The 25,888-nt window shown below is 59.6% G+C and carries 25 protein-coding genes and 1 pseudogene; 5 read left to right on the top strand and 21 right to left on the bottom strand.

The window, feature by feature from the left end:
- From ACB040_RS13625 to ACB040_RS13595, 7 genes and pseudogenes are all read right to left on the bottom strand, one after another.
- Positions 1–166, bottom strand: a pseudogene (locus tag ACB040_RS13625) (IS3 family transposase); the annotation flags it as partial.
- A 104-nt stretch (positions 167–270) separates the two neighbouring features.
- Entirely contained in the window at positions 271–1,236 is a 966-nt protein-coding gene (locus ACB040_RS13620; protein WP_005353164.1) for an alpha-L-glutamate ligase-like protein, read from the bottom strand.
- A gap of 3 nt (positions 1,237–1,239) precedes the next feature.
- Entirely contained in the window at positions 1,240–2,778 is a 1,539-nt protein-coding gene (locus ACB040_RS13615) for an inactive transglutaminase family protein (protein ID WP_005337699.1), read from the bottom strand.
- A 3-nt stretch (positions 2,779–2,781) separates the two neighbouring features.
- Positions 2,782–3,570 carry an ATP-dependent zinc protease gene (locus ACB040_RS13610; RefSeq protein WP_005337698.1) on the bottom strand — a complete coding sequence of 263 codons (789 nt, stop codon included), beginning with the start codon at positions 3,568–3,570 and terminating at the stop codon, positions 2,782–2,784.
- A 52-nt stretch (positions 3,571–3,622) separates the two neighbouring features.
- Complete coding sequence (gene cmoB, locus ACB040_RS13605) at positions 3,623–4,600, bottom strand: tRNA 5-methoxyuridine(34)/uridine 5-oxyacetic acid(34) synthase CmoB (protein ID WP_019446645.1); 978 nt, start codon at positions 4,598–4,600, stop codon at positions 3,623–3,625.
- The gene (gene cmoA, locus ACB040_RS13600) at positions 4,597–5,343 is read right to left on the bottom strand and encodes a carboxy-S-adenosyl-L-methionine synthase CmoA (RefSeq protein ID WP_110302391.1); all 747 of its coding nucleotides are present in this window, start codon (positions 5,341–5,343) and stop codon (positions 4,597–4,599) included. Before cmoA ends, cmoB begins: the two co-directional genes overlap by 4 nt.
- A gap of 275 nt (positions 5,344–5,618) precedes the next feature.
- Positions 5,619–6,467: a DUF72 domain-containing protein gene (locus ACB040_RS13595; protein ID WP_371155131.1), complete on the bottom strand. Its 849-nt coding sequence runs from the start codon at positions 6,465–6,467 to the stop codon at positions 5,619–5,621.
- A gap of 162 nt (positions 6,468–6,629) precedes the next feature.
- Between ACB040_RS13595 and ACB040_RS13590 the strand changes: the two genes are divergently transcribed.
- From ACB040_RS13590 to ACB040_RS13580, 3 genes are all read left to right on the top strand, one after another.
- Complete coding sequence (locus ACB040_RS13590; protein ID WP_005337686.1) at positions 6,630–6,881, top strand: FmdB family zinc ribbon protein; 252 nt, start codon at positions 6,630–6,632, stop codon at positions 6,879–6,881.
- 32 nt (positions 6,882–6,913) lie between these two features.
- Positions 6,914–8,680 carry an aspartate--tRNA ligase gene (aspS, locus tag ACB040_RS13585; RefSeq protein WP_005337684.1) on the top strand — a complete coding sequence of 589 codons (1,767 nt, stop codon included), beginning with the start codon at positions 6,914–6,916 and terminating at the stop codon, positions 8,678–8,680.
- 102 nt (positions 8,681–8,782) lie between these two features.
- Positions 8,783–9,523, top strand: coding sequence for a YebC/PmpR family DNA-binding transcriptional regulator (locus ACB040_RS13580; protein WP_005337681.1), 741 nt, complete (start codon positions 8,783–8,785; stop codon positions 9,521–9,523).
- A gap of 128 nt (positions 9,524–9,651) precedes the next feature.
- On the opposite strand, the gene ACB040_RS13575 is transcribed toward ACB040_RS13580, so the two are convergent.
- The 4 genes from ACB040_RS13575 to ACB040_RS13560 all read right to left on the bottom strand — a co-directional run bounded on the left by ACB040_RS13575 (position 9,652) and on the right by ACB040_RS13560 (position 12,344).
- Positions 9,652–10,395 (bottom strand): amino acid ABC transporter ATP-binding protein, encoded by a 744-nt coding sequence (locus tag ACB040_RS13575; RefSeq protein WP_139472852.1) that lies wholly within the window; start codon positions 10,393–10,395, stop codon positions 9,652–9,654.
- Complete coding sequence (locus ACB040_RS13570; RefSeq protein ID WP_005350727.1) at positions 10,379–10,501, bottom strand: hypothetical protein; 123 nt, start codon at positions 10,499–10,501, stop codon at positions 10,379–10,381. Before ACB040_RS13570 ends, ACB040_RS13575 begins: the two co-directional genes overlap by 17 nt.
- Positions 10,485–11,444 carry an amino acid ABC transporter permease gene (locus ACB040_RS13565; RefSeq protein WP_040066206.1) on the bottom strand — a complete coding sequence of 320 codons (960 nt, stop codon included), beginning with the start codon at positions 11,442–11,444 and terminating at the stop codon, positions 10,485–10,487. The genes ACB040_RS13570 and ACB040_RS13565 overlap by 17 nt, the downstream gene beginning before the upstream one ends.
- A gap of 99 nt (positions 11,445–11,543) precedes the next feature.
- Complete coding sequence (locus ACB040_RS13560; protein ID WP_005334079.1) at positions 11,544–12,344, bottom strand: transporter substrate-binding domain-containing protein; 801 nt, start codon at positions 12,342–12,344, stop codon at positions 11,544–11,546.
- 513 nt (positions 12,345–12,857) lie between these two features.
- On the opposite strand from ACB040_RS13560, the gene ACB040_RS13555 reads away from it, so the two are divergent.
- Positions 12,858–13,994 (top strand): GGDEF domain-containing protein, encoded by a 1,137-nt coding sequence (locus ACB040_RS13555; RefSeq protein WP_040066208.1) that lies wholly within the window; start codon positions 12,858–12,860, stop codon positions 13,992–13,994.
- Positions 13,995–14,012: 18 nt separating this feature from the next.
- On the opposite strand, the gene ACB040_RS13550 is transcribed toward ACB040_RS13555, so the two are convergent.
- The 8 genes from ACB040_RS13550 to ACB040_RS13515 form a co-directional block, all read right to left on the bottom strand.
- On the bottom strand, positions 14,013–15,347 hold the full coding sequence (locus tag ACB040_RS13550; protein ID WP_371155135.1) for an MFS transporter: 1,335 nt from the start codon (positions 15,345–15,347) through the stop codon (positions 14,013–14,015).
- Positions 15,348–15,368: 21 nt separating this feature from the next.
- The gene (gene uhpB, locus ACB040_RS13545) at positions 15,369–16,889 is read right to left on the bottom strand and encodes a signal transduction histidine-protein kinase/phosphatase UhpB (RefSeq protein ID WP_338774459.1); all 1,521 of its coding nucleotides are present in this window, start codon (positions 16,887–16,889) and stop codon (positions 15,369–15,371) included.
- On the bottom strand, positions 16,886–17,476 hold the full coding sequence (gene uhpA / locus ACB040_RS13540; protein WP_021231026.1) for a transcriptional regulator UhpA: 591 nt from the start codon (positions 17,474–17,476) through the stop codon (positions 16,886–16,888). Before uhpA ends, uhpB begins: the two co-directional genes overlap by 4 nt.
- A gap of 193 nt (positions 17,477–17,669) precedes the next feature.
- Complete coding sequence (gene rnk / locus ACB040_RS13535; RefSeq protein WP_005334070.1) at positions 17,670–18,065, bottom strand: nucleoside diphosphate kinase regulator; 396 nt, start codon at positions 18,063–18,065, stop codon at positions 17,670–17,672.
- Positions 18,066–18,310: 245 nt separating this feature from the next.
- The gene (locus tag ACB040_RS13530) at positions 18,311–19,048 is read right to left on the bottom strand and encodes a transporter substrate-binding domain-containing protein (RefSeq protein ID WP_338774462.1); all 738 of its coding nucleotides are present in this window, start codon (positions 19,046–19,048) and stop codon (positions 18,311–18,313) included.
- A gap of 82 nt (positions 19,049–19,130) precedes the next feature.
- Positions 19,131–19,817, bottom strand: coding sequence for a hypothetical protein (locus tag ACB040_RS13525; RefSeq protein ID WP_338774979.1), 687 nt, complete (start codon positions 19,815–19,817; stop codon positions 19,131–19,133).
- 72 nt (positions 19,818–19,889) lie between these two features.
- Complete coding sequence (locus ACB040_RS13520) at positions 19,890–21,281, bottom strand: alkaline phosphatase (RefSeq protein WP_236268587.1); 1,392 nt, start codon at positions 21,279–21,281, stop codon at positions 19,890–19,892.
- A gap of 11 nt (positions 21,282–21,292) precedes the next feature.
- Positions 21,293–22,690 carry an alkaline phosphatase gene (locus ACB040_RS13515; RefSeq protein WP_252656775.1) on the bottom strand — a complete coding sequence of 466 codons (1,398 nt, stop codon included), beginning with the start codon at positions 22,688–22,690 and terminating at the stop codon, positions 21,293–21,295.
- 323 nt (positions 22,691–23,013) lie between these two features.
- On the opposite strand from ACB040_RS13515, the gene ylqF reads away from it, so the two are divergent.
- A complete protein-coding gene (ylqF, locus tag ACB040_RS13510) occupies positions 23,014–23,964 on the top strand; it encodes a ribosome biogenesis GTPase YlqF (RefSeq protein ID WP_199416693.1) in 951 nt (316 codons plus the stop codon).
- A gap of 158 nt (positions 23,965–24,122) precedes the next feature.
- On the opposite strand, the gene ACB040_RS13505 is transcribed toward ylqF, so the two are convergent.
- Both ACB040_RS13505 and ACB040_RS13500 read right to left on the bottom strand, forming a co-directional pair.
- Complete coding sequence (locus ACB040_RS13505; RefSeq protein ID WP_371155140.1) at positions 24,123–25,019, bottom strand: histone deacetylase; 897 nt, start codon at positions 25,017–25,019, stop codon at positions 24,123–24,125.
- A gap of 181 nt (positions 25,020–25,200) precedes the next feature.
- The gene (locus tag ACB040_RS13500; RefSeq protein WP_371155142.1) at positions 25,201–25,860 is read right to left on the bottom strand and encodes a DUF2057 family protein; all 660 of its coding nucleotides are present in this window, start codon (positions 25,858–25,860) and stop codon (positions 25,201–25,203) included.
- Positions 25,861–25,888: the final 28 nt, after the last annotated feature.

Here is a 25,888-nt window from a genome sequence, read left to right as displayed (position 1 = left end):
GCCGACCATGTTTACGCAACCATACCAGAACGGTGGAGCGGCCCTGAATGCCATAACGCACCTGAGCCTGTTTGTAGGTGAGCTCGCCTTTTTCAATCTGCTCGACCAGTGACAGTTTAAAAGTCAGCGAGTAATCGCGCTGTGTCCGTTTCACACCTTGTCCCATCGGGTTCTCCATTTATTGGGGGGAAAGGTGTAAACCATATTCAGGACGGGACATTGCCATAAAAAAAGCGCGCCATAGGCGCGCTCAGTTCACAAGCAGAGGCGTTACTCCTCAAAGATCCCGAAGTGATCCTTGGCGAAATTGACCCGCTGTTCCACGTTCATCTTCACCTGGCCCAGCTTCTCGATGGTCTTGAGATTGGGCACCAGGCCGCGGCCGTTGGCGATCTGGATGGCAAGACCGGGACGGGCGTTGAGCTCCAGCAGCATGGGGCCGCGGAACTTGTCCAGCACCATATCGGTACCGATATAGCCCAGACCCGACATCTCGTAGCAGGAGGCTGCCAGGGTGAGCAGGGTATCCCAGTGTGGGACCTTGAGCTCATAGAGATCGAGGCCGGTATCCGGGTGGTGGCGCAGCGGATTGCCAAACTGCACCGCCCGCAGGGCACGACCGGTACGCAGGCACAGACCCACCCCCACGGCGCCCTGGTGCAGGTTCGCCTTGCCATCGGAGGCGGCGGTGGAGAGGCGCATCATCGCCATCACCGGGAACCCCTTGAAGATGATGACCCGGGCATCGGGTACCCCTTCAAAAGAGTAGCCGTCGAACACATCATCAAAGTTGATGAGGCCTTCCACCAGTGCCACGTCGGGCTTGCCGCCAAGCGAATAGAGCCCCGCCAGAATGTTGGAGACATGGCGCTCCAGATCCTGACCGGTAGAGGCGCTGCCGTTGGGCTTGTAGAAGAGGCCATCTTCCTGACGCAGGATCACAAGGATCCCCTTGCCGCCCGAGCCACGAGCCGGCTTGATGCAGAAGCCCGGCCAATCTTTTACCAGCTCGGTGATGCGACCCACATCGTGCTGGGCACGGATGGTACCGATCAGCTCAGGCACGGTAACCCCTGCATCCAGCGCAATTTGCTTGGTCTGCAGCTTGTCATCCACCAGCGGATAGAGGCTGCGCGGATTGTAGCGGCTGATGTAGGAGTGGTTGCGCTTGTTCATGCCGAGGATGCCTGATTGGGACAGGCTCCACGGGGTGGTGTATTTTTCCCAGAACCACATCGGTTACTTGTCCTTACCCGGGGTGACGCCAGATTTCATCTCGTCCACCAGCGGCTTGAAGCGCTTCAATTCGCTCAGCTTGTAGCCGGTGTAGTTACCCATCAACAGCACGGTCGCCATCAGCACCAGCTGCAGGCCGAGGAAGTTGAAGGTGAGGTGACGAATAAGCTCGTTATCCATGGCCAGATAGGCGATGACGGCAACCAGCAGAGAGCCGCCGCCCTGACGGAACACCTCTTTGGGGCCCTCTTCTTCCCACAGGATGGACATCCGTTCGATGGTCCAGGAGAGGATGATCATCGGGAAGAAGGTGATCTTCATGCCGTCGGTCAGCCCCAGCTTGAAGGCGAACGCGGAGAAGATACCGATCATCGAGATAACCATGATGATGATGGCCGATATTCGGGCGACCAGCAGCAGGTTAAGCCGCGACAGGTAGGAGCGGATGATGAGACCGGTGCCGACGATCAGCAGGAAGCCGATGAGGCCGGTGACCAGCGAGGTCTGGATAAAGGCGACCGCGATCAGCACAGGCATAAAGGTACCTGAGGTCTTGATCCCCACCAGAACCCGCAGGAACACCACCATCAGCACGCCGATCGGGATCAGCAGCAAGCCCTTGAACAGGGTCTGCTCTTCCAGTGGCAGGCTGTGGATGGAGAAGTTCATCATCTCTGATTTTTCGAACTTCTGCGCCAGTGCAACGCTCACCGGCTGCTCCTGCTCGATCATCGAGAAGCTGACACGGGAGTTGTGACCACCGGTTACGTCCAGCAGGGCGCCGGAGTTGTATTCCCACAGCAGCAGGTTGGCCGGACGACCCTGTTCACCGGTTTGCGGGTTGAACAGCTTGTAGTCGGTCGGACTGTTGAATACCTGCAGGTAATCCACCAGCTCCTGACGACGGCGGCCATCTTCCAGATTCAGAGCATGCACCACGCGGGTGGGGACGTCAGCATTGTTGAGCAGCTCGGCGATCAGGTTGGCGCGGCTCTTGTGCTTTTTCAGCAGCTCGGCGTTCTGCTCCTGCTTCTCGATCTCCTTGATGATCTCGCGAGTCAGGGTGTAGCCGTCGGCAGAGCGCTCCTGCGCTCGCTCGAGGATCTGCTTCATCGCGGTGGCATAAGGCTCACTCTCGATCTGCTTCTCGATGGCAGGCGGCTGCGGATTGGCGGCCGGTTTGGCATGGGCATCCGCCATCATGTCGACGCGGTAGTAGAGCTCCTGACGGCCAGAGGCGGTGCGGATGGACCACTCGGCGCGGGCATCACCATCTTTCTCGACGAAGGAGAGGCCGTAGCCGGGGCTGGCGGCGTTCTCGTTCATCAGGGTGAAACCGGGCTGGGTGCCCGGAATGGCCAGAGAGGCGATCACCGGCTCACCGGTCGCCTCAAACTCCAGCTTGGCTTCGATGGACCAGATCTGGCGCTTTTCACCGGGCGTCAGCGGCACATCCAACGCGATATGGTGATAGATCGTCATCCCCAGGCCGACAATGTACAGCAGGGCTACCAGCAAATAGAACGGCTTACGGGAAACCATGGATTATTTCACATCCTTGAGCTTGGGTTTGGGTTGGATATATTCGCGGGCCACATCAACCACGGCGATGTCTTTCAAAAATTCGCGACCCAGCAGCACAGGGAAGGTCATGTCGCTACGGTCTTTCAGGGTAAATTCGGCTTTCTCGGTCATGTCGCCAATGCGCACGGCCAGACGCACCACCGGACGGCGGTCCAGATCGTCGGCAGAGGCCTGACGCACCCGTACATGGCGTACCAGCGGCGCTTCGATCTGGATCTTGTCGTCCACTTCCTGATGGCTCAGGAAGAAGCGCACCCAGTTTTTACCGTTGCGCTCGAAAATGGTGATCTCTTGCGCACTGATGGAGGAGGTGGTCGCACCGGTATCGACCCGCGCCTGGAAGGCGTCGTTGGCCGCATCAACCCAGATCCACTCGGCTTCACCGACCATCAGCTTGCCATCGATGGTGTGACCCTGATTGGGGGCCGGGCACTTCTCGGTGGGGATGGCCATCGGCTTGGGCGGCTCGGAGGGGAGGGTGGCGAGCTTGTGGTCTACTTGCTTGACGGACTCTTTCATATTGGTGACATCTGTGTTGAGCTGAACCAGCAGGTGCTGTTGCTGCACATACTGCTTCTGTTGCTGTTCCATGGATGTTTGCAGGCGCTGCTCGCTCTGGCTCAGCTCGCTACGAAGCTCGGCCAGCGTCAGAGCAGGGACCTGAGGCGCTTTTTCCATATTGACACACCCGCCGAGACTAAGCAGGGAGAGCAGGGTCATTCCTTTTAATTTGCTTTTCATGTCATTCATTTAACTGTGCTTCCTGGAATTGGGTCAGTGTAACTTCCTGAATCGCCATCGGCTAGTCTTTGGCCTTGCGGGCAATCAGTACGGCGCGTTTCGGCGCCGGGTGTCCTTCTACCGTGAGTGCCGGATTGTCTGGATCCAGATAGTCACTCAGGGATTCATTAATCATCCAGTCGGTACGACGCTGTTCGTCGGTGCTGGTCATATTCTCGTCTACTATCCGCACGTCGGTGAAGCCGCAGCGCTCGACCCACAGCTTGAGGGCGCGGCTTGAGGGAATAAACCAGACGTTGCGCATCTTGCCGTAACGGTCGGTGGGCATCAGCACGTCGTTGACCCCGCCGTCAATCACTAGCGTCTCCAGCACCAGCTCGCCATCATCTTTCAATTGATTGCGCAACTGCTCGATGTGCTCGATGGGGGATTTGCGGTGATAGAGCACCCCCATGGAGAAGACGGTGTCAAAGGCACGCAGCTCCGGCAGCTCCTGAATGCCGAGCGGCAACAGGTGGGCCCGCTGATCATTGCCCGCGAAGTGGCGAATGGCCTCGAACTGGCAGAGAAACAGCGGGCTAGGGTCGATGCCGACCGCCAGCTTGGCCCCTTCACCCACCATGCGCCAGAGGTGGTAACCGCTGCCGCAGCCCACATCCAGCACGTAACGGCCTTCGAGCGGGCTGATATGGGGCAGCACCCGATCCCACTTCCAGTCAGAGCGCCACTCGGTGTCGATATGGATACCGTGCACGGTGAACGGCCCCTTGCGCCAGGGCATGAAGTGACGCAGCAGGCTCTCGACCTTCTTGCGCTCGCCTTCACCAAGGCTCTCGGCCGAGCCAATCTCGACCCGGCTTTTCAGCTCGACGTTGCCGGGGGAGACCACCGGCAGCTTGTTGAGGGCGCGGTTCCAGCGCGGCAGGTCGCCATGCTGGTTGTCATGTTGCCAAGCGTGCAGCTGGGCGGGCAGGGTATGCAGCCAGTGGCTCAGCCGGTTTTTGGCAATCAGTTGATAGAAATTGGCAAAGTCGATCATGGCTGGGCGTCGCTGGATTTGATGGCAATCATGGAGCCGAAGTTGAAGCACTGGAACCAGAGATCCTGATGGACGAAACCGGCATTCCGCAGACGGGCCTGATGCACCGGCAGGCTGTCGGTGCGCATCACGTTCTCAAGGGCAGTGCGTTTCTGGCTGATCTCCAGCTCGCTGTAGCCATTGGCCCGCTTGAAGTCGAGATGCAGATCGATGAGCAGCTCGTTGACCGGTTCATCTTCGAAGCGGAACTTTTCGCTCAGGATCAGGATCCCGCCCGGGCGCAGACCATCGTGAATGCGCTGGATCAGGGCGGCCCGTTTTTCTGGCTCGACAAATTGCAGAGTGAAGTTGAGCACCACCACGGAGGCGTTCTCGATCTCGATGTCGCAGATATCTGCTTCCACCAGCTCCACCGGCACCTCGGATTTGAAACCGGAGAGGTGGGCGCGGGCGCGCTCGATCATCGGATGGGAGAGATCCACCGCGGTGATGCGGCAGCCGGGCTGGCTGACATGGCGACGCATCGCCTGGGTCGCGGCGCCCAGTGAGCAGCCGAGATCATAGAGTCGGCTCTCGGGTTGGGCGTAGCGGGCGGCCATCATGCCGATGGCAGAGATGATGTTACTGTAACCCGGCACCGAGCGCTGGATCATATCGGGAAAAACGTCGACGACCTGTTCGTCAAAACAGAAGTCACCCAATCGGGCGATCGGGGCGGCAAAAATTTGATCTTTGGTATGCATGCTGGCGCAACCTGACAGTCGGGACATCACCCGGCTGTATTGTTCAATTGAGTCGTTGGGTGACACCCATCAGAGTAGATTTATCACCTGTTTACGAACGGGGTGGCTGGTCGTGAAATCCTTTGGACCTCTCCTGTTCGTACGGGCCATGTTCCGGACCCTTACTTGGGGCGGTAGTGTAGAGGATTGATGGCCGTTTGTCTTGACGCCAGGGCTTGTCACGCCACAAAAAAGCACTTTTTTTGCAGCGAAACGATGGCCGCAGAATGGGTTGGCTAAAAGCGCAGCACTCCCTGCCGTGCGCGATCGTTTTCCCCTGGCCAGGGGGCCATCTCCTGCTCCAGCAAGCGGGTGATCTGGCGGGCCAGCTCAGGTGCCTGGGCGTTGTCGGCAGTATGTATATAGAGGTAGAGGTCCTTGCCCTCGGAAAGCCACTGGCGCCAGTGGGGGAGCCAGCTGGGCAGGAAGGGGTGATTGGCCGCCGGATCCGGCAGGCCGATAAAGCGCACCATGGGAGCGTGGGCGGTGACCAGCAGATGCACCGGCAGGCGCGGTTTCTTGCCCTGGGCATCGACAAGGGCTGGCGTGGTTGCTGGCACCGAGAAGAGTGGCCGGCTGTCGAGCATCACCCGGTTCACACCCTGTTCCATCAGCAGTCGGTTCAATGCCCGCTCGGCCTCCCCCTTGGCGAAGAACTCAGGGTGACGCACTTCAATGGCGTAGCGAAACTCCCGCGGCAGCCGATCGATGAAGGCCGCCAGTCTGGCCAGCCCCTCTGGCCCAAAACGGGCGGGCAACTGCAGGGTGAGCAGCCCCAGCTTGTCGTGCAGCGGGGCGAGCAGGCGAATAAAGTCGGCGACTTGTTTGTCTGCGCTCACCAGATCGCTCTGGTGGCTGATGGTTTGCGGAAATTTGAAGTTGAAACGAAAGTGATCGGGCACCGCATCGGCCCAGCGCTGTACCGTATCGGGGGTCGGCAGGGCGTAGAAGGTGGTATTGCCCTCCACCGAATTGAACACGGTGGCGTAGTGGGCGAGGTGTTCGGCAGGCTTGGCGCCAAGGCCCAGCAACTGGCCGGGCCAGCTGGGGTGGGACCACTGTGGCAGGCCCAAATAGAGGCTCATGATGGCTATTCTCTTCGCTCTTGGTGCATTCGTGCCGATTTTTTGCCCGCTTTTTGCCATCGAGTGCAAAAAACTGGCGAAAGGAGGCTGCTGGCCATTTTACCCAAAAGGGGGTTTTCCTCTATAATGCCAGCCCTTTTGTTTTTCAATTTCTTGTGACCCATGCCTATCTACGAATATCGTTGCGACGTCTGTGGCCATGAATTGGCAAAACTGCAAAAGCTTTCCGATGCCCCCCTGACCGACTGTCCGGCCTGTAGCAAGCCGAATCTGGTCAAGCTGATATCGGCGGCAGGCTTCCGGCTCAAGGGAACCGGATGGTACGAGACTGATTTCAAACCGGGTAAGAAAAAGAATCTGGCCAGCTGTGAGACAGACGGTGCTTGCCAGTCGTGCCCGGCGGCCCAAGGTTAACCGTCTCTCTACAATTTCGAAGGAAGAAGTCCATGCGCTCTATCTATTGCGGACAGGTCAATGAGGCCCATGCAGGGCAGACCATTACATTGTGCGGTTGGGTTCATCGTCGTCGTGATCTCGGCGGTCTGATCTTTATCGATATGCGCGACCGGGAAGGGATCGTTCAGGTGTTCTTCGATCCGGACAAGCCGGACGCGTTCGCCCTGGCCTCCGAGCTGCGCGGCGAGTTCTGCATCCAGGTGACCGGCGTGGTGCGCACCCGTCCCGAGTCCCAGCGCAACAGCGACATGGCCACTGGCGCCATCGAAGTGTTCGCTCACGAGCTCAACATCATCAACCGTGCCGAGCCGCTGCCGCTGGACTTCAATCAGGTCAACAGCGAAGAGATCAGCCTCAAGTATCGCTACCTGGATCTGCGTCGTCCCGAGATGGCCAAGTACCTGAAGACCCGTGCCAAGGCCAGCGCCTTCGTACGCCGCTTCATGGACGAGCACGGCTTCCTCGATATCGAGACCCCGATGCTGACCAAGGCCACCCCGGAAGGTGCCCGTGATTATCTGGTGCCGAGCCGCGTGCACAAGGGCAAGTTTTACGCCCTGCCGCAATCTCCCCAGCTGTTCAAGCAGTTGCTGATGATGTCCGGCTTCGATCGCTACTACCAGATCGTCAAGTGCTTCCGCGACGAAGACCTGCGTGCCGACCGCCAGCCGGAATTCACCCAGATCGACGTGGAGACCTCCTTCATGACCGCGCCGCAAGTGCGTGAAGTGATGGAAGAGATGATCCGCAAACTGTGGCTGCACATCCTGAACGTGGATCTGGGCGACTTCCCGATCATGACCTTCGACGAAGCCATGCGTCGCTACGGCTCCGACAAGCCGGACCTGCGTCTGCCGATGGAGCTGGTCGATGTGGCTGATCTGCTGACTGCTGTCGAGTTCGCCGTGTTCGCTGGCCCCGCCAACGATCCGAAAGGCCGTGTGGCTGCCCTGAAAGTCCCGGGTGGTGCCGAGCTCTCTCGCAAGCAGATCGACGAATACACCAAGTTTGTCGGCATCTACGGTGCCAAGGGCCTGGCCTGGATGAAGGTCAACGAAGCGGCCAATGGTATCGAAGGCGTGCAGTCTCCGGTTGCCAAGTTCCTCTCTGACGCCATCGTGCGCGAGATCCTGGCTCGTACCGGCGCTGCCGACGGCGACATCATCTTCTTTGGCGCTGACAGCAAGAAAGTGGTCTGCGATGCCATGGGCGCTCTGCGTCTGAAAGTGGGTCGCGATCTGGGCCTGCTGGAGAACAGCTGGAAACCGCTGTGGGTCATCGACTTCCCGATGTTCGAGGAAGATGGTGAAGGTGGTCTGGCCGCCATGCACCACCCGTTCACCGCGCCGAGCAACATGAGCCCGGCCGAGCTGAAAGCCAACCCTGTGGGTGCTTACGCCAACGCCTACGACATGGTGATCAACGGCTACGAAGTGGGTGGCGGCTCTGTCCGTATCCACAACAGCGAGATGCAATCCACCGTGTTCGATATCCTGGGTATCACCCCGGCCGAGCAGCGCCTGAAGTTCGGCTTCCTGCTGGATGCGCTGAAGTACGGCACCCCGCCCCACGCCGGTCTGGCCTTCGGTCTGGACCGTCTCAGCATGCTGCTGACCGGCACCGAAAACATTCGGGACGTCATCGCCTTCCCGAAAACGACCGCGGCTGCCTGTCTGATGACAGACGCCCCCAGCCTTGCCAATGCCGCCCAACTGGGTGAGCTGGCGATTGCAACCACCGTCAAGGGCGACGAGTAAGCCGATACCGGCACCGGAGGCCGCCGCCGTGCGGCCTCTGTGTTTCCCTTGGGTTAGTCATGATCAGTGTTACTGACATTTAAAAAATAACGGAGAGTCTCTATGGCAGGTCACAGTAAATGGGCCAACATCAAACACCGCAAGGCCGCTCAGGACGCCAAGCGTGGCAAGATCTTCACCAAACTGATCCGCGAAATCACTACCTCCGCGCGTTTGGGTGATGCCGATCCGGCCAACAACCCGCGTCTGCGTGCTGCGGTGACTGCCGCCCTGACCAACAACATGACCCGCGACACCATCAACCGTGCCATTCAGCGTGGCGCCGGTGGTGGCGATGGCGAACAGCTCGAGACCATCGTGTACGAAGGTTACGGCCCGGCTGGTTCTGCCGTGATGGTAGAGTGCCTGACCGACAACCGTAACCGTACCGTAGCCGAAGTGCGTCACGCCTTCAGCAAGTGCGGTGGCAACCTGGGCACTGACGGCTCCGTTGCCTATCTGTTCAGCAAGAAAGGTCTGCTGACTTTCGTGGGCGTAGACGAAGATGCCCTGATGGATGCCGCGCTGGAAGCGGGCGCCGATGACGTGGTCACCGAAGAGGATGGCACCATCGAGGTGTACACCACCCCGAACGACTTCGGTACCGTGCTGGACGGTCTGGAAGCTGCCGGCTTCAAGGCCCAGAGCGCCGAAGTGACCATGATCCCCTCCACCGAAGCGGAGCTGGATGCAGAAACTGCACCCAAGCTGATGCGTCTGATCGACATGCTGGAAGATCTGGACGACGTGCAAGAGGTTTACCACAACGGCTCCATCTCCGATGAAGTCGCTGCGACCCTCTGATCGCTGAATTGTGCTCTCCCGATGGCAGCCTGATGGCTGCCATTTTTTTATCTTTGCATCGTGGCAACTGCTGATGTGTCGGTTGAGCACCCAGTGCAACAACTCGATAATCCATCTTTGGGTATCAGCTACAGCACCTGACTCAGGAACTGGCGCAGACGCGGGGAGGGGGGATTGTCGAAGAAATCGGCCGGTTTTTCATCCACCAGCAGTTCGCCACTCTCCATAAAGAGCACCCGATCCGCCACCTCGCGGGCAAAGCCCATCTCGTGGGTCACCACCACCATGGTCATTCCTTCGCGGGCCAGCCCCTTCATCACATCCAGCACTTCCCCCACCATTTCGGGGTCGAGCGCACTGGTGGGCTCGTCAAACAGCATGATGCGTGGCTGCATGGCGAGCGCCCGGGCGATGGCCACCCGCTGTTGCTGACCGCCGGAGAGTTGGGAGGGATAGCTGGCCGCTTTCACCGACAGCCCCACTTTCAGCAGCAGCGCCTTGGCTCTGTCTTCGGCCTCACGGCGCGACAGGCCACGCACCTTCTGCGGGGCGAGGCAGATATTATCCAGCACCGTCAGGTGGGGAAAGAGGTTGAAGGACTGAAACACCATGCCCACCTCTTCCCGCAGCTTGTTGACATCGCCCGGCTCGGTCAGGCAGATGCCGTCGACTACTATGTTGCCGTCGTTGATGGTCTCCAGCTGGTTGAGGGTGCGCAGGAAGGTGGACTTGCCCGAGCCACTGGGGCCGACGATCACCACCACTTCCCCTTCGGCCACCTGGGTGCTGACATTTTTCAGGGCGTGCACTTCGCAGCCGTAGAACTTCTCTACGCCGGTCGCTTTGATGATGGGATCAGTTGCTGCGCGCATATTTCACCTCCAGAAAACGAACCGGGAAGGCGAAGAGGGTGTCGGTGATGGCTGCACTTCTCGACGCCTGTTGCACCTTGATGATGGGATCAGTTGCTGCGTGCATATTTCACCTCGAGACGGCGTACCAGAAAAGAGAGGGTGCCGGTGAGCACCAGATAGAGCAGGGCCACGGTGAACCATACCTCGAACGGGCTGAAGGTGGAGCTCACCACCTCGCGCCCCGCCTTGGTCAGATCGGTGATGGAGATGACCGAGACTAGCGAGGAGTCCTTGATCAGGTTGATGAACTGGCCCGCCAGCGGTGGCAGTACCCGCTTGAACGCCTGCGGCAGAATGACATAGCGCATGGTCTGGGCGGAGGTCATACCCAGGCTGCGGCCCGCCTCCATCTGCCCCTTGTGGATGGAGCTGATACCGGCGCGGACGATCTCCGCCACATAGGCGCCGGTAAAGACCGCCAGTGCCGCGACCCCGGCGGTGAAGCGGTCGAGGTTCAGCACGGTACCGATAAAGAAGTAGACGATGAAGATCTGAACCAGCAGCGGTGTACCGCGGATCAGCTCCACATAGGTGATGGCCAGATTGCGCAGGGCCGGATTAGGGGAGAGGCGCGCCAGCCCGGCCAGGGTGCCGAGCAGGATGGCGAAGATGCCTGCTACCAGCGAGAGCTTGACGGTGACCCAGACGCCCCAGGCGATGGGGCCTGCGGTCCAGCTCAGTTGGGTGTCGAGGGTATCGCCACGAAAAACGGTATCCCCTTCGGCGACTTGTACGCCGGTACTGGCAATGGCTTGCCGCACATTGGGGTCGAGATCGTCTTGCAGGAACAGCTTGCCCTTCTCGGCCTCGCTGGTGCCCGCCATCACGGTGCCGTCAAATTCGGCGAGATTCTTCTGCTCCGCCTGATAGGCGATGTATTGGGGAATGCGTTCCCAGCGCCAGGTGTAATCCACTGACTGGACAGCCTTGTAGATGCCGAATACGGCAACCAGCAGCATCAGCAGGAAAACCCCATGCCAGAGCAGCTGATTGGGTTGTTTTTCCATCTGTCTTGTCGGTTTGGGTGTGTGCACAGTCACAACCTCTTCTCGTTATTGTGTGGGGAGCTGCGTGGTGCAGGGGCGGCATGTGCCGCCCCCAGGAGGTTATTTGAGCTGGTTCAGCCAGGCGTTGGATTCGAACCACTTCTTGTAGAGACGGTCGTAGCTGCCATCGCCCTTGATCTGGCGCAGGTAGTTGTTGAACCAGTTGAGGGTGTCCTGATCCCCTTTGCGGATGGCCCAGGCCAGCGGTTCGAAGGTGAACGGCTTGTCGAGGTGCACCACGGCGCCCTGATTCTGGGAGGCGAAAATAGCGTTGTAGGGCAGGTCATAGACGAACGCATCGACCTTGCCGTTGATCACTTCCAGCTTGGCGTCATCCTGGGTTTCAAACTGCAGCAGGGTAGCTTTGGGGATCAGGCGCTTGACTGCCTGCTCGCCGGTGGTGCCGAGCTTGACCGCGATCTTGTATTTCGGGTCGTTGAGGTCGGTGAAGGATTTGATTTCGCCCGCTTTCTCTTTGCGCAGGACTATGGTCTGGCCGACCACGATGTAGGGATCGGCAAAGTTGACCCGCAGGTTGCGCTGGGGAGTGACGGTCATGCCGCCCATGATGACGTCGAACTTGTTGGTCAGCAGCGCTGGAATGATGCCATCCCAGGCGGTGTTGACGAATTCGACCTTCACGCCCATCTCTTTGGCGACCATCTTGGCGAGATCCACGTCAAAGCCGATGTACTGGCCCTGCTTGTTGGTCATCTCGAAGGGTTGATAGCCGGCGTCGAAGCCGACTCGCAGCACGCCGCGTTCGAGCACGGCATCCAGGGTGGAGGTGGGGGCAGGGGTCGGGGCCGCCGTGGCGATCCCGCAAAACAGCAGGGTAGAAAGAATCAGTTTTTTGATCATAAGTGACGTCTCTGTCGGTGGTGTGTTCGGCCTTGAACCTGATCCCGTGCGACTCCGTGGCACAAGAGACTGCTGCATCCGGCAACAGGCAAGACAGGATGAATGTCTTGAGCGGGACAAAAGCCCCATATGAGATGCTATGAATAGTGATTGAGTGAAAAATGTACCAAAAACAGATTGTGTCAGAAGACTCAACAGGTTAGAGACATTTATTGCTCATGGCTTCATTCATAAAATCACACGAAAACAACATATCTATCTAATTGAGTGGGTTCAAGCCCAAATTATCCCCAAGACATTTTGTTACATAGAGAAGGGCTCGTATGTGGCTTGAGTCTGGTTGGGCTTATCTTTCTTGCATATCTCAAACCTGCTATAGCGGAATGGTGTGAGTTATCTGGTGGTGTGAAAAACAGACGAACAATATGTTTTTATTGTGAAAATAGTCAGGGTCTCTGGGTCTTGGCAAACGGTTCTCATATACTCACTTACCTCCCTCTGCCTGGTTTTGATATGGATGTCTCGTTGTTGCTGAAGCTGGATGTATTTACCCTGATGGTGATGGCATTGGGGGGATATAGCCTCGGGTTTATCACGCTCTCCATTATCTGGTCGACCCACCGGGAGATCCCGGGCATCGGGTTATGGTGGTGGTCCAGTCTCTGTGCGCTGGTGGCCCAGATACTTTTCTCGTTACAGGCATTTTTCCCCAGCCCCTCCGGCATCTGGCTGGCCAATACCCTGATCACGCTCTGCATTGTGTTGATGCCGCCGGCGCTGCAGCGCTTTTTCGGACAGCCCCCGAACTGGCGTGCCGGGGGGCTCTTCATGCTGGTCTATCTGCTGCTTCTGAGCTGGTGCATTGTGGAGGGGGGGATGGCATCCCGGGTATTGCTGGCTTGCCTGAGTTACATGATGCTGGGTGCTGTGATCGTCTATCTGGTCTGGCGCCACGGTTACCCCCACTATCTGCCGGCGGTGATGGTCTTTACCCTGGTCAACGTGCTGCTCTACGCCTTCTACTTGATGCGGCTCTGGTTCCTCTGGCAGGACAACGTACAGATGCTGATGGATAAGAGCGGGGTCAATGTGCTGCCCTTCCTCTCCATGCTGATGGGGAGCTATCTCTCCACCTTCGGGGTGCTGCTGCTCTGTACCCAGTATCGTGCGCTGGCGCTGCGCCAGCAGGCTAGCCACGACCCTCTTACCGGTCTGCTCAACCGGCGTGGCTTTATGGAGCAGCTGAAGCAGCAAAAGTGGGGTGACAGCGGCGCGCTGGCCGTGCTCGACATCGATGATTTCAAGCAGATCAATGACCAGCATGGCCATGAGGTGGGTGATCGGGTGCTGGCCGAGCTCGGTGCCTATCTGGGTAGTCAGCCAGATCTGGTGTGCAGTCGTTTCGGTGGCGAGGAGTTTGTGCTGCTCTTCTCGCAGCCCGGCGTGCTGGCCCTGCAGCGCTGCGAGGGATTGCTGGAGGAGGTCGCGAACCGCAACATGGGCGGTCTCTCCATCACGGTCAGCATGGGACTCTCCCACTGGCAAGGGGAGTGGCACTTTGACCCTCTGTTCACTCAGGCCGACCATGCGCTCTACAGCGCCAAGCGGCAAGGCAAGAACCGGGTCTGTCAGGCTGGTCGGGAGGTGTAACTCCCGTTCAGTCCAGTATTACGTTATCTCGGCAGGCTGGGGGCGTGGTGCCTGCGCTTTGAGAAAGGGGAGCAGCAGCAGGGCCGAGACGCCCGCCGCCACCGAGATCACCACGAAGAAGCCGTTCCAGTGCCAGATCTCCATCACCTTGGCCAGCGGATAGCCCGATAGCGCCGCCCCCATATAGGCGAACAGCCCGACAAAGCCGGTGGCCGCCCCCGCCGAGTTTTTGTGGGAGCACTCCGCCGCCGCCATGCCGATCAGCATCTGGGGGCCAAACACGAAAAAGCCGATGGTAAAGAAGCAGGCCGCCTGCATCACATAGCTGAAGAAGGGCATCAGCCAGAGCGATCCCACCGCCAGCAGGATCCCCACCGCAAAGATGAGGTTCATCGGGCCACGGTTGCCGTTGAACAGCTTGTCCGATCCCCAGCCTGCCACCAGCGCACCGATAAAGCCTCCCACCTCGAACATGGAGATGGCCGAGTTGGCGCTCATCAGATTGAAGCCGCGCTGCTCGGTCATGTAGAGGTTGCCCCAGTCATTGATGGCGGTGCGCACCACATAGACCAGTACGTAACAGCAGGCGAGCAGCCAGATATAGGGGTTGCCCAGCACATATTTGCGCAGGATCTGGCGGTGGGAGAGCCCCGCATCCTGGGTCTGCTGGGCCAGCTCCATCGCATCCTTGCGCCACTCGCCCACTGTTGGCAATCCCATGGCGCTCGGGGTATCCCGCAGTCGCCAGCAGAGGAACAATCCCGAAAGGATGGCGATAAGGCCGGGCACTATCATGCCGTAGCGCCAGCCATGCTGCAGGGCGATGGTGCTGACGATAAGAGGGATGAGCGCGCCGCCGACGTTGTGGGCGGTGTTCCAGGCCGACCACCAGACCCCGCGCTCGGTGCGCGAATACCAGCTGGTGAGCAGCTTGGAGCAGGGGGGCCAGCCCCAGCCCTGGAAGAAGGCGTTGGCGACCCAGAGGGCGGCAAACATCCAGAGTGCCGACGAGAGGCCGAACAGGATATTGATAACGCCGGTGGCCATCAGCCCGACGCCCATAAAGTAGCGCGGGTTGGCGCGGTCGCTGATGATGCCGGAGAAGAACTTGGAGCAGCCGTAGGTGATGTAGAACAGGGTCCAGAGCATGCCGATATCGGACTTGTCCAGCATGCCGCTCGCCAGCATGTCCGGCATGGCGAAGTTGAAGCTCTTGCGGGTGAAGTAGAAGACCGCATAGCCCAGATACATGGTCAGCAGCAGGTGCAGCCGCCAGTGGCGATAGGTGGCATCGATCTCGGCCTGATCCCGGATAAGGGGCCGGGGCGGCGCGCTTCTCATAAAACTAAGCACAGGCAGGCCCTCTGGTGGTGATTAGCCATGACTCTCCTCCCGTCTGCGACTGGGCAGGTTGACCGTCAGCTGGGTGCCGTGGATGCAGGAGAGTTGCAGACTGCCCCCGAGGGCCTGTACCCGTTCGCGAATGCCGAGCAGGCCATAGCCCTGCTGCGGGCGGCTTTCCGGCATACCGCGGCCATCATCTTCCAGCACCAGTTGCAACTGCTCGCCGCTGGTCCGGGCGCGAATGGTGACCGAGTGGGCGTTGGCATGTTTGACCACGTTGTTGAGCCCCTCCTGACAGACCCGAAACAGGGTGACCCGCTGGGCATCGGAGAGATCCCCATCCGCCAGCTGCCACTCCAGCCGGGTGACGATGCCGTGACGCTCCAGCTCCAGCTCCCGCAGCAGTGCCCGTACCGCCTGTTCCAGAGTCATGTCGTCGAGCTGACGCGGGCGCAGCCGCCCGAGCAGACCGCGCACTGCGTCGTAGATCCCGAGCGACAGTGTGTCGATGAGGGCGCTGCTCTGGCCCACCCCGGCATTATCGGGGGCGAGGCGGCGCACGATCCCTGCCTGGGTACGAATGGCTGTGATGGTTTGGCCGATGTCGTCGTGCAGCTCGCGCGCTACCTCCTTGCGGATGCTCTCCTCGGTCTCCAGCAGCCGCTCGGTGAGCTGGCGATTGTGGGCGAGCTGGCGCGTCAGCGCCTGATTGAGTTCCCGCTGGCGCTGGATCCCGGCACCCAGCAGCAGGCCGGTGAGGCTCTGGGCCAGCAGGGAGAGCAGCAGATCCAGCGGGTGATCATGCCAGGCCTGACTGGCCAGCAGGGCGATGGTGTTCATCAGGGTGGCGAGCAGCGCCCCTTGCCAGCCGTAGCGCCACGCCATGGCGATGATGGGGATGGCGAGACAAAACGGGGTGAAGCGTACCAGCGAGTTGGGCAATCCCAGTTGCAGCCAGAGGCTCAATACGAACAGCAACAGATACCAGACCAGATGGCGAAAGCGCCACTCCACCGGCTGATCCACCAGCGCAGGGCCGAGTGGTACCCAAGTGGCGCGGGTGAGGTAGTGCCAGATCAGCATGCAGGTGGAGGTCAGCGTCAGACCGCCGGTCAGGCTGAGCAGCAGGGCCGAGAGGCCATCTTCCCCCGCCAGATGCCAGAGCAGGGCTTGCAGCAGCGCCGCCGCCGTGACGGTGGCGAGCAGCAGCAACAGTTGCTGCCAGTCGTTACGCACCAGCTGGCGACGGGCAATCAGCAGCGGTAGCAGGGTCAACAGACTGCCCGCGACCAGCCAAGGCCAGTGGGTCAGCCCCACTTCCAGATTGAGCCAGTAGAGCAGCAGCCCTTCGCACAGCAACAGCGGCGGCCAGTAGTGGCCGGGACTTTGCAGCAGCAAGCCGAGGCGCAGGCCGAAGGGGAACAGCAGCACCGCCAGCGCCGGGCCGCCCGCCAGATGCAGGCTGATGCTCCAGAGGCAAAACCAGCCGGCGGCAAAGATGAAGCAGGCCGCCAGCGCGATGGCGACATAGCTGGCAAAACGGGAGATCACCAGCTGTCCAGCATGCGGTGGGCCAGCTCGACGTTGTTGCTGACCTTGAGCTTGTCCATCAGGTTGGCGCGATGGACGTGAACCGTCTTGGGGGAGAGTCCAAGCTGCTCGGCGATGGCTTTCACCTCCAGCCCCTGTGCCAGCAACTGGGCAATCTCCCGCTCCCGATTGGTGAGGGGATCCCGGCTGCTGCTGGCCAGTTTCTGGGCGATGTCCGGCGTCAGATAACACCCCCCCTGTGCGGCGGTGCGCACGGCGGCGATCAGCTCGTCCGGACTGCAGCGCTTGGAGAGAAATCCCTTGGCACCGGTCTGCAGTGCCTGCTCGATGAGGGCGGGGCTGTCGTGTACCGAGAGCATCACCACCGCGAGACCGGAGGGGAGCTGCTTGAGCAGCTCCAGCCCCGATTGGTCGGGCATCGAGATGTCGCAGACGCAGACTCGCGCCCCGCTGCCGGGCAGGCCGGCAAGGGCGTCGCTGGCGGAGCCGAATTCGGCGACCACCTGCAGGTCGGGCTCCAGATTGAGCAGTTGGGCAAAACCGGATCGGACGATCTGGTGATCGTCGATGAGGGCAATTTTTATCATGATGTCAGCCTGAAATTCGGTGCGTCATGACCATGACGCGGCCAACAAGATACCTGCCCCCCGAGTCAGGCTCAAGCAGCAGCAGGAAAAGGGGCTAAAAACCGAGGGGCAAGGTGCGTAAAGCTTGATCGGGATCAGCTTGCAAGGGCGAGCAAGCGGGCTGATCAACAGGGGGATGACCAGCCCGGGAGACTCAGCGGTGCAGCTCGCCGGCGCGCTCCGGCTGATAGACCACTTCCAGAATTTCGACCTCGATGGTGCGACCGGCCGGGCCAGGCCAGGCGATGCTGTCGCCCACTTTCAGGCCGAGCAGGGCGCTGCCCACCGGCGCCAGTACCGAGATGTTGCTCTCGTCGCCCTTGGCATCGCGCGGGTAGACCAGGGTGAGGCAGAACTCGTTGCCGCTGCTCTGCATCTTGAAGCGTACCTTGCTGTTCATAGTGACCACGTCCGGCGGCATGTCGGCCGGTTCGCGGATCTCGGCGCGGTCCAGCTCCTCTTGCAGGGCCAGATGCTGCGGGTGGTTGCCAAGCAGTTGTTCGATACGATCCAGATCAAGGCTGGAGATAACCAGATGAGGTTGTTTCATAAGATATTCCTTATCAATAGCGGATAGGCCCATACCGGCGGGTGCAGGTTGGCCATCACGCAAAGTGTTACAAAAATGGATTCAACAGGTTCAATCGATTGAAAATGCCATGCCCCCAAGCGACTCGCGGCCGAAGGAGCGAGGCGGGGGCTCAGCAGGGTGTGAGCAAATGCGAGGAAATAGCGAGTATTTTCATGGGGCTACCATAACCATTCTGGCCGGCCTTGGCAACCGCGATTGAGTGACTACTCAGGAGCCTGATAGTTGTACTGACGGATGATCCGCGTGAGCGAGCCATCACGGCGCATCTCGTCTATCACGGCTTGCCAGCGACGCCCTTCGGTGAAGGGGAACTCTTTGTGAGCGGCAATAAATAACTGGGTGCGCATCAGGGTTTCACCACGAACAAGTTGCCCAGTAGAAAATCCTTCTTGCTGTTGGTTGTAGAGAATAGCGTTCCAGGCTGCTACCCATGCATCGAGACGCCCTCGTTGTAGTTTGTGCGCATTGAGTTCTTCGGTGGCGACAGTTTGACTGGTCAGATTGAGTCTTTGTTTGAGTAAATGTTGGCCGAAAGAGTGGCGCAGAGTACCGACCTTGAGGGTGGACAGCTCACCGGCTTTGATTGGAACAGGATGAAAGCGGCGATCGCTGACGATAACAAATTCCTCGTCGATTATTGGTGCTACCCAATAAAAGAGGTGCTCTCGTCGAGAGCTCCGCACTGGCGGGATCAGCAGTACATCCTTGCGGTGGGTCACTTCGATGAGGGCTCGGGCCAGCGGCATCAACTCGATAGTGAGCGGTTCTTTTAAGCGCCGGGCGGCCTCTTCCATGACCTCGATGGCCATGCCGCTTGGAGCCCCCTGCTGGGAACGTATGACATAGGGGGGCAGCTCGGCCGCCACCAGCACAATAGCCTGGGCACCGGTGTTCACCAGCAACAACAGCAGGGTCAAAAAAGGCAGGCAGAGAGTGCGCATCAAGGTCGTGAGTCAGAGTCGAATGAGCAGAGTGTAACATTCCTGCCTGCGTTGTCGTTGGGCTCGCTGAGGGGTTGGGATCTCAGTCGAAGAAATCCCGCAGATCGCGCACTTCGTAATCAGCGAGTTGCTGCCAGGGGAGCTGAGCAGGCAGCTTGCGCAGGGTCACCTCCATCCGGTAGCTGCGATAGCCGTCGAGACTGGCCGATTCGACCACCAGCGGGATCTGCCACTGACTTGACCAGAGAATCCGGGTTCGTTGCTGCCCTTCGCGCTTTTCATACCAGCGGGCCTGCTCGGGGGCGGCCTCATCCAGTGGAGTCATCCCCTCGATCAGCACCGGGTTGACGAGATGGCGGATCCGCAGCCAGTCGGGTTTGAAGGCCACCTGGCCATACTCTTCCACCGGCACTTCAACCAGCTGGTTGTGCCAGCTGTCGGCATAGCGCAGCTGAAGTTCACCCTCATCACTGCGGCTGACCCAGCGGGCCGCCATCTGGTGGGTAAAGTGCTTGTGGCCGGGGGTGGCGTCGTGAGTGGCGTGATAGGCATGGGCAAGGGGGAGGGGAATGAGCCGCTGGCTCCACACCTGATTGCCCACGCGCAGCCACTTCTCTTGCCAGACACTCTCTCTGGCGATGCCATCGCTGCCGGTGTTCCGGTCGTGATAGCTGATCCGGGCGGCGAGATCCGGGGGTGTGTCGTCAGCATGCAGAGGGAAGGCGAGGGTGCTGCCAAGCAGCCATAACGAAAGCAAAAGTCGCATCATCATCTGTCGCTCGAAAGAGCCGGGGCCCGGGCCGCTGAGTCAATTGCTCAGATGCACCCAGGCCCCTGCTGCTTACAGGCCGAGCGCCTCCCGCAGTTTGCCAAACACCTTGGTGTTATCCAGTGTGCCTTTGAAGCGGTTGCTGCCGGCGCCATCGGCAAACAGCATCACATCGCCGCCGCCGTGGGTTTCCGATGTCAGTTTGACACCGGTCTCCTGCAGATAGTCATTGGCCATCACCTGATCGCTGGTGAGGACGGGGCGTACATCGGGGCGGTTGGGGCCGTTACCGAACACCAGGGTGGTGAAGGGCTTGCCATCCACATCGTTCTGGGTCGAGCCATCGCCATTTTTCACCAGATCCAGCACCGGATTGCCCTTGGCGGAGTAGCCGTTAATGGTCATGGTGTGGTCATGGTCGGCGGTGACCACGATCAGGGTATTGCTGAGATCCACTTTACCCAGCGCCGTCTTGACCGCCTCATCCAGAGCCACCGCGTCGGTGAGCGAGCGCTTGGCGTTGGTGCCGTGCAGGGCATGATCGATCCGGCCGCCTTCTACCATCAGGAAGTAACCCTGACTGTTCTTGCTCAGCAGGTCGATCGCCTTGGCGGTCATTTCGGAGAGGGACGGCTGGGTATTGGCAGCCCCTTTGGCGACCCGATCCAGCTCGTAGTCCAAGTGGGATTTGCTGCTGAACAGACCGAGCACCTTGCCGCTGGTGACCTTGGCCAGTTCACTTTGGGTGGTGACATAGCTGTATCCCTGCGCCTTCATCTCGGCGGTCAGGTCGCGGTTGTCATTGCGACCGCCCTTGTTGCTGGCGCTGTAGGGGGTCCAGTGGTTGGCACCACCGCCCATCAGCACATCGACCCCATCCTTGAGGGCACTGTTATAGCCAGCGCCCCCAGGAACGGCCTGTGCGGCGATGTCATAAGCGGCATCCCGATGGCAGATGTGGGCGTAGGTAGCCGCCGGGGTAGCGTGGGTCAGCTCGGTAGTGGTGACGGCTCCGACCGATTTGCCTGCCGCCTTGGCCAGCTCCAGGATGGTGGGCACCGGCTTGCCGTTATCGCTGCTGCAATTGTTGACGGTTTTGTTGCCATTGACGTCTTTGCCGGGGGCAACGGCTTTGGTGTCGCTGCTCATGGCGATCACCTCGTTGTTCATCTTGACCCCGGTGGTGTAGGCCGCCATGGAGGGGGCCGAGTCGGTGGTCTGGGCATCATTGGAGAAGGTCTTGATGCGGGCACTGCGCGGCAGTTTCATCATCTCCAGATTGCCCTCTTCCCCCACCTTGAACAGGCGGGTGGCGGTGAGCACGGTGGGGCCCATGCCATCACCGATAAAGAGAATGACGTTTTTGGCATCACCGGCCTGTGCCTGGGAGGTTGCGCCCAGCGCACTGAACAGGGCGGCGCAGACCAGCGTGTGCTTGATAGATGTGTTCATCTGTTTGCTCATGAAAATGCTCCTTACAGCTTGGCCGCAGCCTTGATCTTGCCGAACACGGCGGTGTTATCGAGAGAGCCATGGAAGCTGTCAGCCCCCTTGCCGATGGCGCCGAGGAAGACATCTGTGCCGCCGTGGGTCTCGTTGCCGATCTCGCCTACCTTGACCACCACTTCCTGGTGGTAGTCATTGGCGGAGACGGTGGCATCGTCGAGCGGGGCGACGCTGCTGCGCGGGCCATCCACCCGGTTGTAGCCGTTGCCAAAACCTATGATGGTGTAGGGCATGCCCTCGCTATCCTTGCTTGGCTCGCCAGTCTCGTAGTTCTTCACCAGCCCGAGTACGCCGGGGTTGTCGGCGGTGGTCTTGCCGGTGCGCTTGGCATAGCCGTTGAGCACTAGCGTGTGGTCGTGGTCGGCGGTGACCACGATCAGGGTGTTTTTCAGCTCGGGGTCGCTCTTTTTCACCTCGTCGATGGCGGCCTTGATGGCGTTGTCGAAGGCGATGGTGTCCTGCAGCGCCCGCTTGGCGTTGGTGTCGTGCAGGGCGTGGTCGATGCGACCCCCTTCCACCATCAGGAAGTAACCCTTCTCTTTGCCCTTGAGCTGCTTGATGGCAGCCAGGGTCATCTGGGCCAGTGACGGCTCGCTGGCAGGGCGGTCCAGGTCATATTTCATGTGACTGGAACCAAACAGTCCCAGCAGCGGCTTGCCCGCATCGGCCTTGTTCAGCTCATCCAGATTGCTGGTAAACTGGTAGCCCTTGGCCTGCATTTCGCTGATGAGGTTGCGGCCATCTTCCCGCTTGCCCTTGTCAGCTTTGGGCAGGAAGAAGCTGCTGCCGCCACCGAGCACCACATCCAACCCCTCCTTGAGGGCGCTGTTGTAGCCTTTGCCGCCCGGTACCAGCTGGACGGCGATATCCGCTTCCAGATCCCGGTTGCAGATATGGGCATAGGTAGCCGCCGGGGTGGCGTGGGTTACCCGGGTGCTGGTTACCACACCGGTACCGCGGCCATCGGCTTTGGCCAGCTCCAGCAGGGTGGTCACCGGCTTGCCGGCGCTCTTGCTGCAGTCGCTCTCATAGGTGGCGTCGCCGTCCATGCTGATGACGCCGTTGTTGCTCTTGACCCCGGTCATGTAGGCCGCCATGGAGGGGGCCGAGTCAGTGACCTGGGCATCGTGGGAGAAGGTCTTGATAAAGGCCGTCTCTGGCAGGGTATCGATGGTGAGATCACCCTCTTCGCCGACACCGTAGATGCGGGCCGCCGTCAGGGTGTTGAGGCCCATGCCGTCACCGAGGAAGAAGATGACGTTGGTGGGTTGGGTTGCGGGCTTGGTCGCCACCGTGTCATTGTCTGATTTGCAGCCGGCAGCCAGGGCGGCGCCGATCATCACTGCAAGTCCTGCCATTTTTCTCATTGGGGTTCGCTCCTTGTAAAACCTGAGCGCAGCCTAGAGGGGGCAGATGACACTTTTACTGACTATCGGTGACGGTTGTGTGAAAAAGTGATGAAAATGTTACACTATATAAGTGTGTCATCTATCAATTGAGCCAGTTGGTCCGGTCGCTTCCGGCAAGGTTGCTCCGCCTCGGCGGTTTGCTGATTTGATGAAGTGATGGCTAGAATGACCTGTCAAAATGTGCCCGCAGCAGGTAAAATGCGCCCCCTTCGTTCGATGCCCGCGGCAGAGCGCCTGTTGTTCCATGCGCGCGCCCGCAGCCCCCACAGAGAGTAACGGATATGTCCATCAACTGGTTCCCCGGTCACATGCACAAGGCCCGCAAAGAGATTGCCGAGGTCATGCCCCAGGTCGATGTGATCATCGAGATGCTCGATGCCCGCATCCCCTTCTCCAGCGAAAACCCGCTGGTGCCCGAGCTGCGTGGTGATACCCCGGTGATCAAGGTGCTGAACAAGGCGGACCTGGCCGATCCGGCGATCACCGATCTGTGGGTGGCACACATGGAAAAAGAGAAGGGGATCAAGGCGCTGCCGCTGACGCAACAAGAGCCGGAGAAGATCAAGCAACTGCTGACCCTCTGCCACGAGATGCTGCCGGAGCGCAATTTTGAGCTGCGCGGCGTGCGGGCGATGATCATGGGGATCCCCAACGTGGGCAAATCCACCCTGATCAATACCCTGGCGGGGCGCATCATCGCCCGTACCGGCAACGAGGCGGGGGTGACCAAGTCCCAGCAGCGGATCAAGCTGGATAACAACGTCATCCTGACCGATACCCCGGGTTTTCTCTGGCCCAAGCTCAATCCGCCCTCCTGCGGTTATCGTCTGGCCATCACAGCGGCCATCAAGGACACAGTGTTCGACTATGCCGATATCGCCATGTTCGCCGCTGACTACTTCATCAAGGCCTATCCGGAGCAGATCAAGGCGCGCTACCAGATTGACGAGCTGCCCGAGACCGAGATCGAGCTGCTGGAGATGATCGCCCGCCAGCGAGCGTTTATGCGCAAAGGGGGGCTGGCCGACTTGCACAAGGCGTCCGAGATCCTGATTAACGAGTTCCGCTCCGGCTTGCTTGGCCGCATCTCGCTGGAGACGCCGGAGATGGTGAGCGTCGAGATTGTCGAAGCCGCCGCAGAAGCCGAGCAAAAAGCCAAAGAGAAGGCCGAGCGGGAAGAGGAGCGTCAGGCCCGCGCCCGTCGCAAGTACGCCCGTAAGCGTCAGAAATAATTATCCTCAGGTGTCCCGAGCTTGCCTGACAACGAGCGAGCTTGTGTGACCCAGATGACGAAACACGAAGAGGCGACCCCAGGGGTCGCCTCTTCTGTTTTATCTGGTGAAGTGCCCGCCCGACTCTGATGGGGTGTCCGCGCTATAAAGCCATGCCATCAGCCAAAACGGTGGCGCGCTGTTTCAAACAGCGACATATGAAGCGGGATCAGCTGCTGCCAGTCGCGGCGATAGCCGCCACCGGGCATCGCCGCGATGGGCAACCCATGCTTGATTGCACAGTCAAATACCATGGCATCGCGTAGGTGAACCCCTTCATCGCTCAGGGAGAGATAACCAAGCTCGTCGGCATGATGCACATCGACGCCCGCCTGATAGAGGATGAGATCCGGCGAATAGAGCCGCAGTGCCAGCGAGAGTGCCTGTTGCAACGTGGTGAGATAGGCATCGTCCGTCATGCCGCTTGGCAGAGGAAAGTCGAGGTGAGAGGTGGCTTTGTGATGGGGGAAGTTGTGCTCCCCATGAAGGGATAGGGTGATGATATCGCGCCGTCCGGCGCACAGGGCCGCACTGCCATCTCCCTGATGCACATCGAGATCGACGATCAGCACCTGTTCACAGCGCCCCTCGTCGAGGCAAGCCTGGGCGGCAATCACCAAATCGTTAAACAGACAAAAACCGCTGCCGTGATCCCGATGGGCGTGGTGGTAGCCACCGGAGATCTGCAAGCCGCAGCCCTGCTCAAGAGCATGGCGGCTGGCGGCAACGGTGGCACCCACCGAGCGCAAGGTGCGCTCCATCAGCATGGGTGACCAGGGAAAACCGATCTTGCGGATGGCGCGATCTTCCAGCTGGCCGCTCAGGGCCGCCGCGACATAATCGGCATCGTGAATGCGACAGATTTGCTCACAGGTTGCGGCCGGTGCTTCGCCAAGGGGGTAACCCTGCACCTGCAGGCGTTCAAACAGCCCCTGATACTTGGCCAGCGGAAAGCGATGGCGCTCGGGTAGCGTCAGGGAGGAGTAGAGGGGGTGATAGAAAATGCGCAATGACATGGTGCCATTCTCCCTGGCAAGGTGGCGCTTTCCATATATGAAATCAGCAGATGAATCCATATATGTACTCCCTATATAAAGGGGAAGTGGCAGCGCATAAATCAAGACGCGTCGTGAGTAAGATCGCAAGATATTGAAAAGGGGAGCTTGGCTCCCCTTTCAGTCAATCTCTCAGCCCGGCTTATTGCTGCTGGATAACCCAGATCTGGAAGGCTTTGCGGGTTTCCGCATCGGCCTTGTTGTACCAGTTTTGCAACTGGGTCAGCGCTTCCGGATTGCTTTGAGCCTTGCTGGGGGCAACCTGAACCGGTGCGCTGGCGGCAGCCATCACAGCAGCAGAGGAGACGGCGACGGTCTTGGGCTGGTTGAATGCTTTGCCCATGTTGATCAGCTCTTGCTGATAGTCACGGGTCAGCTGGAAGCCCTCTACTTTCGGCATCACGAACTGTTCGCTGCTCACTTGCTGACCACTGACCTTGTCTTTCAGCGTGACTTTCTGATCCTTCAGGAACTGTTTGGCTTCTGCTTCGTTGCGGGGCTTTTTATAGTCCAGCACCAGCTGCTGGTTGTCGGCAGCGGTGAAGTTCAGCACCAGCGGCTCGGCGGTCACCAGCTTGATTTCGTCTCGATTAGAATAATTGCCTTCAAATGCAACCACGAGCTGATGTTTACCAACGCTAAGTGGAAACTTTTTGGTGTTATCGAGTAATGAGGGATTGATTGCTTGACCATCGAGCAGCTGGACAACATACGGGGTGGTCACTTCCACTTGGGCATTGGCCAGGGCGCTACCCGCCCACAACAGACCAGCCAGGGCCGGTACCAGAACAGTCAGTTTCATTTCATCTCCTTGAACAGTCAGGCGATTG

Origin of the sequence: Aeromonas sp. S11(2024), from assembly GCF_041402345.1 — a bacterium.
Classification (GTDB): Bacteria; Pseudomonadota; Gammaproteobacteria; order Enterobacterales; family Aeromonadaceae; genus Aeromonas; species Aeromonas veronii.
Note: the sequence above shows the minus strand (reverse complement) of the source record. Positions and strands in the feature narration are given on the sequence as shown.

Bases quoted from the DNA above. Each gene is read 5' to 3' on its own strand.
- ACB040_RS13565 (WP_040066206.1), bottom strand. From the start codon at position 11,444: ATGGAAAAACAACCCAATCAGCTGCTCTGGCATGGGGTTTTCCTGCTG.
- ACB040_RS13620 (WP_005353164.1), bottom strand. From the start codon at position 1,236: ATGTGGTTCTGGGAAAAATACACCACCCCGTGGAGCCTGTCCCAATCA.
- ylqF (WP_199416693.1), top strand. From the start codon at position 23,014: ATGTCCATCAACTGGTTCCCCGGTCACATGCACAAGGCCCGCAAAGAG.
- ACB040_RS13560 (WP_005334079.1), bottom strand. From the start codon at position 12,344: ATGATCAAAAAACTGATTCTTTCTACCCTGCTGTTTTGCGGGATCGCC.
- ACB040_RS13525 (WP_338774979.1), bottom strand. From the start codon at position 19,817: ATGATGCGACTTTTGCTTTCGTTATGGCTGCTTGGCAGCACCCTCGCC.
- ACB040_RS13570 (WP_005350727.1), bottom strand. From the start codon at position 10,501: ATGCACGCAGCAACTGATCCCATCATCAAGGTGCAACAGGCGTCGAGA.
- aspS (WP_005337684.1), top strand. From the start codon at position 6,914: ATGCGCTCTATCTATTGCGGACAGGTCAATGAGGCCCATGCAGGGCAG.
- ACB040_RS13610 (WP_005337698.1), bottom strand. From the start codon at position 3,570: ATGAATGACATGAAAAGCAAATTAAAAGGAATGACCCTGCTCTCCCTG.
- rnk (WP_005334070.1), bottom strand. From the start codon at position 18,065: ATGAAACAACCTCATCTGGTTATCTCCAGCCTTGATCTGGATCGTATC.
- cmoB (WP_019446645.1), bottom strand. From the start codon at position 4,600: ATGATCGACTTTGCCAATTTCTATCAACTGATTGCCAAAAACCGGCTG.
- ACB040_RS13530 (WP_338774462.1), bottom strand. From the start codon at position 19,048: ATGCGCACTCTCTGCCTGCCTTTTTTGACCCTGCTGTTGTTGCTGGTG.
- ACB040_RS13505 (WP_371155140.1), bottom strand. From the start codon at position 25,019: ATGTCATTGCGCATTTTCTATCACCCCCTCTACTCCTCCCTGACGCTA.
- ACB040_RS13615 (WP_005337699.1), bottom strand. From the start codon at position 2,778: ATGGTTTCCCGTAAGCCGTTCTATTTGCTGGTAGCCCTGCTGTACATT.
- ACB040_RS13500 (WP_371155142.1), bottom strand. From the start codon at position 25,860: ATGAAACTGACTGTTCTGGTACCGGCCCTGGCTGGTCTGTTGTGGGCG.
- uhpA (WP_021231026.1), bottom strand. From the start codon at position 17,476: ATGATAAAAATTGCCCTCATCGACGATCACCAGATCGTCCGATCCGGT.
- ACB040_RS13575 (WP_139472852.1), bottom strand. From the start codon at position 10,395: ATGCGCGCAGCAACTGATCCCATCATCAAAGCGACCGGCGTAGAGAAG.
- ACB040_RS13515 (WP_252656775.1), bottom strand. From the start codon at position 22,690: ATGAGAAAAATGGCAGGACTTGCAGTGATGATCGGCGCCGCCCTGGCT.
- ACB040_RS13555 (WP_040066208.1), top strand. From the start codon at position 12,858: ATGGATGTCTCGTTGTTGCTGAAGCTGGATGTATTTACCCTGATGGTG.
- ACB040_RS13520 (WP_236268587.1), bottom strand. From the start codon at position 21,281: ATGAGCAAACAGATGAACACATCTATCAAGCACACGCTGGTCTGCGCC.
- ACB040_RS13580 (WP_005337681.1), top strand. From the start codon at position 8,783: ATGGCAGGTCACAGTAAATGGGCCAACATCAAACACCGCAAGGCCGCT.
- ACB040_RS13590 (WP_005337686.1), top strand. From the start codon at position 6,630: ATGCCTATCTACGAATATCGTTGCGACGTCTGTGGCCATGAATTGGCA.
- ACB040_RS13595 (WP_371155131.1), bottom strand. From the start codon at position 6,467: ATGAGCCTCTATTTGGGCCTGCCACAGTGGTCCCACCCCAGCTGGCCC.
- cmoA (WP_110302391.1), bottom strand. From the start codon at position 5,343: ATGCATACCAAAGATCAAATTTTTGCCGCCCCGATCGCCCGATTGGGT.